Annotated in this window: 10 protein-coding genes; 4 read left to right on the top strand and 6 right to left on the bottom strand. The window is 61.0% G+C overall.

All coding sequences use genetic code 11. The features are described from left to right. Window positions 1–609, top strand: a 609-nt coding sequence (locus tag GY725_26000; GenBank protein MCP4007650.1) for a ferritin-like domain-containing protein, incomplete at its 5' end; no start/stop codon positions are given. 60 nt (window positions 610–669) lie between these two features. Here GY725_26000 and GY725_25995 read toward each other — a convergent pair. Continuing rightward, window positions 670–2,223: an acyl-CoA synthetase gene (locus GY725_25995; GenBank protein MCP4007649.1), complete on the bottom strand. Its 1,554-nt coding sequence runs from the start codon at window positions 2,221–2,223 to the stop codon at window positions 670–672. Between the two features lie 117 nt (window positions 2,224–2,340). Here GY725_25995 and GY725_25990 point away from each other — a divergent pair, with 117 nt between their 5' ends. After that, window positions 2,341–3,507, top strand: coding sequence for an acyl-CoA/acyl-ACP dehydrogenase (locus GY725_25990; GenBank protein MCP4007648.1), 1,167 nt, complete (start codon window positions 2,341–2,343; stop codon window positions 3,505–3,507). A gap of 49 nt (window positions 3,508–3,556) precedes the next feature. Here GY725_25990 and GY725_25985 read toward each other — a convergent pair whose 3' ends face one another. After that, window positions 3,557–4,249 (bottom strand): alpha/beta fold hydrolase, encoded by a 693-nt coding sequence (locus GY725_25985; GenBank protein ID MCP4007647.1) that lies wholly within the window; start codon window positions 4,247–4,249, stop codon window positions 3,557–3,559. A gap of 49 nt (window positions 4,250–4,298) precedes the next feature. Between GY725_25985 and GY725_25980 the strand changes: the two genes are divergently transcribed. Continuing rightward, window positions 4,299–5,537, top strand: a complete 1,239-nt coding sequence (locus GY725_25980; GenBank protein ID MCP4007646.1) for a CoA transferase — start codon at window positions 4,299–4,301, stop codon at window positions 5,535–5,537. A gap of 321 nt (window positions 5,538–5,858) precedes the next feature. On the opposite strand, the gene GY725_25975 is transcribed toward GY725_25980, so the two are convergent. After that, a complete protein-coding gene (locus GY725_25975) occupies window positions 5,859–6,842 on the bottom strand; it encodes a DUF2156 domain-containing protein (protein ID MCP4007645.1) in 984 nt (327 codons plus the stop codon). 179 nt (window positions 6,843–7,021) lie between these two features. After that, window positions 7,022–7,291 (bottom strand): hypothetical protein, encoded by a 270-nt coding sequence (locus GY725_25970; protein MCP4007644.1) that lies wholly within the window; start codon window positions 7,289–7,291, stop codon window positions 7,022–7,024. A 176-nt stretch (window positions 7,292–7,467) separates the two neighbouring features. On the opposite strand from GY725_25970, the gene GY725_25965 reads away from it, so the two are divergent. Further along, entirely contained in the window at window positions 7,468–8,619 is a 1,152-nt protein-coding gene (locus GY725_25965; GenBank protein ID MCP4007643.1) for a hypothetical protein, read from the top strand. Window positions 8,620–8,799: 180 nt separating this feature from the next. Here GY725_25965 and GY725_25960 read toward each other — a convergent pair whose 3' ends face one another. Together GY725_25960 and tnpB are read right to left on the bottom strand one after the other, a co-directional pair. Beyond that, window positions 8,800–9,000: a hypothetical protein gene (locus GY725_25960; protein ID MCP4007642.1), complete on the bottom strand. Its 201-nt coding sequence runs from the start codon at window positions 8,998–9,000 to the stop codon at window positions 8,800–8,802. A 34-nt stretch (window positions 9,001–9,034) separates the two neighbouring features. Next, a complete protein-coding gene (tnpB, locus tag GY725_25955) occupies window positions 9,035–9,391 on the bottom strand; it encodes an IS66 family insertion sequence element accessory protein TnpB (protein MCP4007641.1) in 357 nt (118 codons plus the stop codon). Window positions 9,392–9,910 lie beyond the last annotated feature (519 nt).

The raw sequence follows: 9,910 nt of genomic DNA, 5'->3' as shown, positions 1-9,910 counted from the left end.
GCATCGCAGGCGATCGACGAAGCGCGGCACGCAGAGGTCTTCCGCAAGCGGGCACTGGCCGGTGGAGTCGGGCTGATGGAGGCCCTGCCGCAGACCGAACATTCGTTGAAAGCCATCCTGGAATGTGACACCTACAGCGAGGCCAGCGCCTTCATGCACCTGCTGGCGGAGGGGAACATCCTGACCATGTTCCGCTTCAGCGAGTTCATCTCGCCCACACCGGTCGACAAGCGCATGTTCCAGCTGGTGATGCAGGACGAGGCGCGCCACGTCTCGTACGGCATGCAGCACCTGCGCTGGGTCATTGACCACTGCCCGGAGCGCAAGGAACAGCTGCACATCGCACTCGACGAGGCGGAGAATTTCACGCTCGCCCAGTTCGACTCGGCGTTGTTCGAGGCGATGATCGTGCTTGCGGGCAAAGGCACCTCACCGGAGCAGATCAAGAAAGGCATCGAGATCGTCGGCACCCTGCAGATCAAGCAAGTCGAAGAGTATTTCCAGCGATTGCAACGTGCGGGATTTGGCGAGCGCATCGAAAAGAGCAAGTTCCGCGATTTGCTTGCGGCCGTATCGCTGCGAAATCAGGATCCCGCACTGCCTGCGTAGACCGTCGGCCGCGAACCCGCCGTGCGCACCTGGGAGTCAGGTCTCACGGCGGGGTCCGGTTCAGGAGACGATCTTCGAGCCCGTCTTGCCCCAGTAGCGATCGCGCAGGAAACGTTTGTAGAGCTTTCCGGTGGGCAAGCGGGGCAGCTCTTCTTCGAAGTCGACGGAGCGCGGGCACTTGTAGTGGGCAATATGCTTGCGACAGAAGTCCATGAGCTCTTGTTCGAGTTCGGGCGAAGCCGCTTCTCCTTCGACGAGCTGCACGATCGCCTTGACCTCTTCGCCGAACTCCTCGTTTGGAACGCCGATCACGGCGACGTCGATCACCTTCGGATGAGTCACAAGTGTGTTTTCGATCTCCGCTGGATAGATGTTCACGCCGCCGGAGATGATCATGAAGGTCTTGCGATCGGTGAGGTAGAGGTAGCCGTCCTCGTCCACGTGCCCGACGTCGCCCAGCGCAGACCAGTTCTCGTGTGCGGGATGCTGAGAAGAGCGCGTCTTCTCTTCGTCGTTGTGGTAGTGGAAACTCACCGCGGGCCGTTCGAAGTAGACGAGACCGTCTTCTCCGGTCGGGACTTCCTTCCCATCATCGTCGCAGATGCGGATCGAGCCCATCACCGCCTTCCCGACGGAGCCCTCGTGCGCAAGCCACTCTTCGGAGTTGATGAAGGTGAGGCCGTTGAGCTCGGTGCCGCCGTAGTATTCGAGCAGGATCGGCCCCCACCAGTCGATCATCTCGCGCTTGACCCTGGGCGGACAGGGAGCGGCGGCGTGGACGGCGATTCGATGACTCGACAGATCGTAGTGGGCTCGATCCGCTTCGGGTGTCTTCAACATACGCGTGAACATCGTCGGCACCCACTGGCTATGCGTAACGCCATAGGCCTCGATGCAACGCAGTGCCTCGAGCGGTTCGAACTTTTCCATCACGACGACAGTGCCTCCCAGGCTCTGTAGAGTCGTGGTGAAACCCATCGGCGCCGAGTGGTACAGAGGTGCGGGGGAAAGGTAGATCGATTCCCCGTCCAGCGAGAAGAGTCCGCCGATCATGCGTGGGAACGTGTTTTCGTCGTCGACCGTGGTGTCCGTGAGCGGGCGCATGATGCCCTTGGGATTGCCCGTCGTGCCCGAGCTGTAGAGCATCAACTCTCCGCGCCAGGGCTTGTCGAGCGGTCGGTTGGGGAAGCCGGCGATCGCATCTTCGTAGGCATCGAATCCCTCGCGCGTACCGTCGACCATCAGTCGGATCGGGCAACGGGGAATCCGGGGAAGTGCGGCAGCAGCCACGTCGCCGAGAGTGGCCGACGTGATGAGCACCTGGGCACCGCAGTCGTCGATGATGAAGGCCGCCTCTTCGGCGCTGAGGTAGCGGTTCACCGTCGTAAAGTAGAGCCCCGAGCGGATCGCGGCCCAGTAGACTTCGAAGTAGCGCGGGTGATTCTCCATGAAGATCGCCACGTGGTCACCGCGTCGCAATCCGGCGTCCCACATGAGCTGCGTGAGGCGGTTCGAGCGCTCGTCCAACTCGCCCCAGGTGACGACCTCTCCGCTGCGTCCAAAGACGTGGGCGGTTGCGTCGGGGAACTTCTGCGCGTGCTTTCCGGGATGCATGGCGTCCTCCTTCGAGCCAAAAAGTTGAATCGAAAGGCTCCGAGCCGGTTCCTCCATCCTACGCGACTTCACTAGCGAAAGTACGGTCCGAGGTACTTGCGGTGGTACAATCCCTGTATGGACTTCACCTTCGATCCCGAACTCGAGAACATTCGACACGAAGCAAATCGCCTGGCCAGCCAGTTCGACGACGACTACTGGCGCGAAAAGGAAGAGAAGCACGAGTTTCCGTGGGACTTCTACAACTCGTTCGCAAAGCAGGGCTGGATCGGGATCATCGTTCCGGAGGAGTACGGCGGCGCGGGCATGGGCATCACCCACGCAGCGGTGCTACTGGGGGCGGTCGCGCATAGCGCGGGTGTGCAGAATGCTGCCTCCGCACTCCACATCTCGATCTTCGGCATGGGTCCGGTCATCCACCACGGCTCCGAAGAACTGAAGCGGCGCTACCTGCCACCCACCGCTAGTGGCGAACTTCACGTTTCCTTTGGCGTCACCGAAGACGACGCGGGCACCGACACTTCGCGCATTCGAACATTCGCGCGACGCGACGGCTCGCGCTGGATCATCAACGGCAAGAAGATCTGGAACACCAAGGCGCAACAAGCCGCCAAATGCCTGCTACTCGCGCGCACCACTCCGCGAGAGGAGTGCGCAAAGCCGCTCCACGGCATGACGCTGTTCTTGATCGACCTGGACCCGAAGCACATTGAGATCCGACCGATCGACAAATGCGGTCGCAACGCGGTCAACTCGAATGAACTCTTCATTCACGACCTGCCCGTCGACGATGCAGACGTGGTCGGCGAAGTCGGCCAGGGCTTCCGCTGTCTGCTCGATGGACTCAATCCCGAGCGCATCGTGCTGGCGGCCGAGTCTGTCGGAATCGGGCGCCAGGCTCTCGACAAGGCCGTGCACTACGCCAAGGAGCGCGTGGTTTTCGATCGTCCCATCGGCATGAACCAGGCGATCGCACACCCATTGGCCGACTCATACTCTGAACTCGAAGCGGCGGAACTGCTGTGGCAGAAGGCGGCCTGGGCATTCGACGGCGGGCAGAACGTGGGCCCGCTTGCGAATATGGCCAAGCTCCGGGCCAGCGAAGCGGCCTTCCGGGCTTGCGATCGAGCCGTGCAGACCTTCGGCGGAATGGGTTATGCGAAGGAATGTAATGTGGAGCGATACTGGCGCGAGTCCCGCATGTCGCGCATCGCACCCATTTCCAACGAGATGATCCTGAACTTCGTGTCCGAGCACGTGCTCGGTCTGCCCCGCAGCTACTGACGGCGCCAAGGGTCTTTCGACGACTCCGGGGCCAGGGCGCGCACGGTCGTCAGCCGAGCTGCTCCAGGAAAGTCAGGATTCGCGCGGCGACTTCGGGTGCATGGCTGCGATGCACGTGATGTCCGGCACCCGGAACGATCATCGATTCGACCGACGGAGCTCGTTGCTCCAGGACTTCGAGCGCGCTGTGGTAACCCTCGTCGCGCCCGCCGCAGATCTGCAGGATCGGAATACGGAGTTTTTCGAGATTCGCCATCACGAGATCGTCGTGCATCTCGGCCATTCTCGTGGCCACATCCGGCGCGTCGAATCGGTCGGAACCCTCGCGCACGTACTGGTTCCAGCGCTCTCGCTTGGCCTGTGAGCGGAAACCCGGACCCGTCGCGATCAACACGAGGCCGCGAACCCGCTCCAGACTACTCGCGCATCGGTATTGCGACAGATAGCCGCCCAGGGAGTGGCCTATCAACACCACGTCCTGCCCGGCTGCGCTGATGATCGATTCGAGATCCGCGAGCGCGATCTGCGGGGAGTACTCCTGTTCCGAGGTCGGTCGGGCAGAGCGCCCGTGGCCGAGCAGATCCCAGGACCAGGTCTCATAGTGTTTGGACAGAATCGGACGGATCCCGGACCAGGTCGTTGCAGAATCGCCGAATCCGTGCGTGAGCACGAGTGGTTCACCAGCGCCGTGGCGTTCGATCGCGATCCGCTCTTCTGGACGGCCGATATCGGGTTGCGACATGAGGGGCACTGTACGGGGTCGCACGACCGGCGTCGAACAGGAAGCGGGCTTGCTTGAGATCGAAACGGATCTGCCTCATGCTTGCCCCATGCCTGGACCACTGTCTGGATTCCGTGTCATCGATGTAAGTGAAATGATCTCCGGTCCGCTCGCTTCCATGATCCTGGCCGATCAGGGTGCCGACGTGATCAAGGTCGAGCCGCCGAATCACGGCGAGTCGTCTCGCCAGATCGTCAGCCATCGCGCGGGCATGGCGGCGCTTTACGCAAATTGCAACCACGGCAAGCGCTCGATCGGCCTGAACCTGAAATCGAAGGAGGGCGTCGAGATCCTCCGCGAGCTGGTCCGTGGCGCGGACGTCTTCGTGCAGAACTGGCGCCCGGGCGCCGCAGAGCGATTGGGCGTCGGCGAGGCGGACCTGCGGGAGATCAACCCGGGCCTCGTGTATGCATCGGTCACCGGTTATGGCGACGATGGCCCCTACGCGCAACGCCGCAGCTACGATCCCATCTTCCAGGCGCTGACCGGCTACATCTCCTCGCAGACGAATCCCGAGGTTCCGGTCCCAGACCTCGTTCGCAACGCGGTCGTCGACAAGGCTACGTCTCATCAACTCGCCCAGGGCATCACGGCGGCGCTTTTGGCCCGCGAGCGCGGAGCCGGAGGGCAGCACGTGCGCGTGGCGATGCTCGACGCAGCCCTATCCTTTTTCTGGCCGGATGGCATGATGCGACACACCTTGTTAGGCGAAGGCGTCGAGAACCCCATGACACCCGGCGAGCTCTTTCAGCTGTTGACGACATCCGACGGTCAACTCGCGGCATGGATGGCGACATCGGACCAGTTGCGGGATGGACTGCGCGCTGTGGGCCGCGCCGATCTAGCGGACCACCCGAACCAGCGCGGCCGCGCCAGCCTCAAGGAAGCCAATCAGAAGGCCAGAATCCAGGCGATGAGCGAGGGCCTGGCCAAACTCACGACCGCCGAGGCCTACGAGCGACTGGTAGCGCACCAGGTTCCAGCGGCGCCGATCCTCACTCAGTCCGAGGTATTCGAAGACCCGCAGATCCTCCACAACCGCGGGGTCCTGGAAGGTGAGCACCCGGTGTACGGGAGCTACCGCAGGGCGCGGCCGCCGCTCCAGTTCTCTGCGACCCCGTTCGAACCGTCGTCAGCACCAGCGCTCTATGCAGAGCACACGGACGAGATCCTCGCGGAGTTAGGTCACGACTCGACCGATCGCGAGCGTCTGCGCGAAAACGGTGTGATTCCGACACCTCGATCGTAATCGCACCGACGGCGCGAGATTAGGGGTCCGTGGCCACGGGTGTACGTCGTCAAAAGCTTCCGGACTCGGGATAGCTCTGGCTAAGATGTAGTAGTCACGATCGGATCTGACAGTCGTCGTGATTGCAGGCTGTCTGACGACATCCAACCGCTTTTCCAGCCACTGTTATCCCGTTGCGCGGGCGAGGGATGCAGCTGATCGACTCGCCAGGCAAGATGTTCGAACGAGGCGGGTGTGGTGAAGTGAACTCCAGAAGTCACCGAAAACAAGGAACGGACTGCAAGATGCATCGAAGTCGCTCGTCCGTGGGCGTTGCGGCGATTATCGATCGCTCCTCCTCAAAGATCCCTGCCGCGCCCTATACTCGACGTGCATCTCGATCGGCCGAAAACTCGTCTTCAGCTGGCGAAGTCCTTCACGTCCGGTATCGGTTCCGTCGTTGATCATTTCGACACCGCCGAAGCTCCGAAACAGGCTACGCAGCTGGAAATAGCCGAGCCCTGGAATCGACGTGTCGCACTTCCGCTCGAAGGAACACGCTAGTCCAGGGCGGATCTCTCCTCCGAAGGCAAAGGCGACGAGGCGCCCGTCGACGAAGACGACTTCGCCCCGCAAGATGCTCTCCGGGAGCGTTCCCACGAAGTTGATCGCGCGTCGAGAGGTTCCCGCTCCACCGCTCGAGCCGAAAGCCTCGCGGTGCGCCTTCTTCCAGTTGACAAGGAGCGCATGGCAGTCCTTCGCGTGAGAGGTCGAGAAGGGAAGAACCTCGACGTTCGCGAGTCGATCGACGAGGGCAACATTGCGCCGGACGGTCTTGAACGCCTTGCCGCCGAGGTCTTCGTAGGTTTTAGGCGCAAAGATGAATTGCTGTCGACTTTCCCTCGGTCTTAGCGAAGTCTCGCGCACCGCATCTACGTCTTTCGCGTCGATGCGCATGACGCGAGCGGAGCGATCACCATTGAACTCGTTCGCGCGTTCAATACAGCGCCGAAGCACGGCAGGGTTTAACGGGAGCGGTGCGAAGGCCAGGTCGAGTCGCGGTATGCCGTTTGCGCGCTTCCAGTTGAACACGCAGAGCGAGCCCTCATCCTCGACCACGAGGATCGCATTCCTTCCGGTCCGATTGCGCGTCAGGAGAAAGGGAAAGTAGTAGCCCCAACTCTTCTGCTGACCAGCCTCGACAGCTGCCTGATAGCGCGAGAGGTCGTTGACCCCCAGGACTTTCAAGCCTTCGAGCGCCCCCGAGAACTCGGGTCCATTCCTGGACCTGGCGTTAGTCTCATTGTCGTTCGCGGGTCGGTTCATATTCTTCCTTTAGGCTGAGCAGGTAGCCGGAGCATCTTTCAAGCATATCGAGACAGCAAACGACGTAAGGCCTCTTCCAGTTCTACCGTTCGGATCGACAAGGTGTTTGGCAGTGTCCCGCTTCGCAATCTGTGACTGCGCATCACGATCATCGTGAACGCTCGTGCAGCTTGAAACGTTCAGACTGGCTTAGTCTGCCTCCTTCTGGAGTCGCTTTGTAGCATGTATAGGCGCGCATTGTGCAGGATCCGGTCACAGGTCGCGTCCGCGCCGGTGGGAATGGTGATCTCGGTGTTGTGGTGCGCATCAATCCCGGCGCAGGCCGCGAGCCCTCGCAGCGGCTTGCGAGTCAGGGCCTTGCGCGGTTCGGTATCTTCGATGCCCGCGTTCGGGATGCGCAACTTCGCCTCGAACTGCGCGATATTCGGACTCGCAAACAGCGGATCCAATGCAATTGCCCTAACACCGGACCGACTGCCCGGACCATATGAAGCCGAGCGGTGCGCTGAGTTGTGCTGAGAAACCGCACTGATTCTGCGAGAATGAGGAAACTGAGTGGAGATCTGATGACTGCTTCGACTACGTCCCGATCCGCTGATGGGCGATCGGCTGCCGAGTTCCCGCGATGTCAACAATCGTGAAGACCGTCGGCTTGCTCTGTAACTGCACGATGGACACGGATCCAATCGAGCAACTCAGTCCGTCACTGGTCAACCGCGCCTTCTTGATCAGCGAGCAACTCGAGCCCTTGGGGATCGGCATCTTCCTTTATTCACCAAAGGACGTGACAGGAGAAGGCGAGGTCCCGGGCTACCGGGTCGAAGGGCGAGGGATGGTTCGCGATCGGTACGCGGTTCCACGCATCAATGCCAATTGGACGTACGGAACTCGCAAACTGATCAACCAGGGGATGGGGTATCGCCGCTTCAAGAACTGGGTGCGAAAGAACGATATCGCAGTCTACGTCCCCTACGAGTTCTCTGAACTCGTTTCGAACAAGCTCAAGACCTACCACGTCGTGCGGGAGTTCGATACGTCACTTCATCCGCATACCGAAGACTTCATCGGGTCGGCCGCACAGCTCAATTCCTTCCTCGATCGCTCCAACCTCGCCTTCGTGAAGCCGCGAGCTGGAAACAAGGGCAACCAGATCTTCGTCTTCCGAAAGGACGGGAGCGAGATCTCCATGAAATACTACGACTACGGCACCCAGCGCATCTTCTCGCCCATCACGCTCGAATCGGCCGTCGGCATGGTGAACGTTGCCGGCGACGACAAGAAGTACGTCGTCCAACAAGGCATCGAGTCCCTACGCTTCAAGGACTCTGTGTTCGATATTCGCGTTGTGATGGTGAATGACGGAAACGACTGGCATTCGCTGATGGAAACGCGCCTCGCTCCGGTGGACAGTGATGTTTCGAATATCTTCCAGGGTGGCTCCATCCGCGTCAGCGAAGATCTTTTCAAGAGCCTGTTCGGTGCTGAGGCTGGCCGCACGAAGGAAAGAGAGATCCGACGCGTGTCCCACGACCTTGCGAAACATCTGGAAGGTCGCTTCCCGGGTGAACTGATCGAGATCGGACTCGATATCATCCTTGACACGGAAGGCAGCATTCATCTCATCGAGATCAATTCCAAGCCTGGAGTTTCAGGAATCGGTTCGGAAACGAAGCTCTTCGATTGGAAGGAAGAAGACGAGCCTTTCTACGACAAGTGGGTACGCCCCCAGATGAGGCATCTGGCGGGGTTTTTGGCCTCGAAGACCGGAGGGTCCTGATTCACGGTCGTGCACGAGCCGACTACCGCTGGCCACGGGTGCGGATTCGAGGCAGGCGCTTGGGGATCTCGGCACTGCGCGACGGGTCATACTCGTACAGGTCCAGCGGCCGGGTGATGTCGTCGCCGATCCCGCGTTACACACGGAGCCAGGACCGACAGCGACGCGACGGCCTCTGGATCACGGCGGCGACGCTGCGATGTGCACGCCCTTGCGGCAGTGCGGACAAGCGCACTTCGGGCGCAGTTGACGAATCACGCGTACCTGCGCGGGGACCGCTTCGAGCTGCTCACATCGCGCATCCGTCTCGCATTGCTGCTCGGTGACGAACGCGCGAAGCGCTTCGGGATCCAGAGGCAGAGCCTCACGCCTCGTCGACATCACTCAGCATTGACGGGCTTTGCGCACGAACGCACTACGCGGCCGAACGGTATTGCAACGTCTCATGCGGCTGCGTGCGGGAGAAGTCGGTCCCGTCCAGAATCCAGTCCAACTCGCGGCCGCTCAGCACAAGCGTCGCTGCGCCATAGAACGCAGGCCAAGGAAACCGGGCCTTCTCCAGACGCTTGTACAAGAGCACGAAGCCGCTCCGCTCCCAGTACGGCACCTTGATCTTGTCCTTGCGCCGATCCGCGAACACGAAGGACACTTCTTCGAGAGGATCCAGTCCGAGAACTCGCTCCACCGCCGCCGACAGCCCATCAATCGACTTCCGGAGCCCCACCGTCTTCCGACATTGGTAGACCGACACACCTTCTGTCAGACGCATCATCGACGGCCACTCCCCGAGCTTGCGCAGACGCTGCCTGGTTAAGCGCGTGATACGAAAGGCCCTGCTCCTGCGCGTACGCCTTCGCAGTCACCCCGCGCGACGACACCGCCTCCAGATGGACTTTCCATTCCCGATCCCCTTCGCCAGATCGCTCTATTGCTCCGCCATTCATTGCTCCTCCCGTGCCATCACCACACGAAGGCAGCCTCGGACATCACTCCGGATCCCGAGAAGAGGCCGTTCTCTGAGCGCTTACCACTCGAGAGCATGCAACAGGACGCGCCACGATTGTGTCTGCCGCATAGCTCCCGCACACGGCGATCTCCATTGCGCAACACTTACTCTATCACCAAGTCTCTGCAACGCATTTCAGATCGACAGTAGTCCGTTGCGCACGGCGTGGTGCCGTCGTTTGCAATCGAGCCCGACGCAAGTGGGCGAACTCGGCTGTTCTGTTGTGGTAGTGTTCACTACCAATCGCGTTTGCATTTGCAACAATGGCCGGGCTAGCCGCTGTAG

The sequence above is a fragment of the bacterium genome (assembly GCA_024226335.1).
Lineage (GTDB): Bacteria > Myxococcota_A > UBA9160 > SZUA-336 > SZUA-336 > JAAELY01.
Note: the sequence above shows the minus strand (reverse complement) of the source record. Positions and strands in the feature narration are given on the sequence as shown.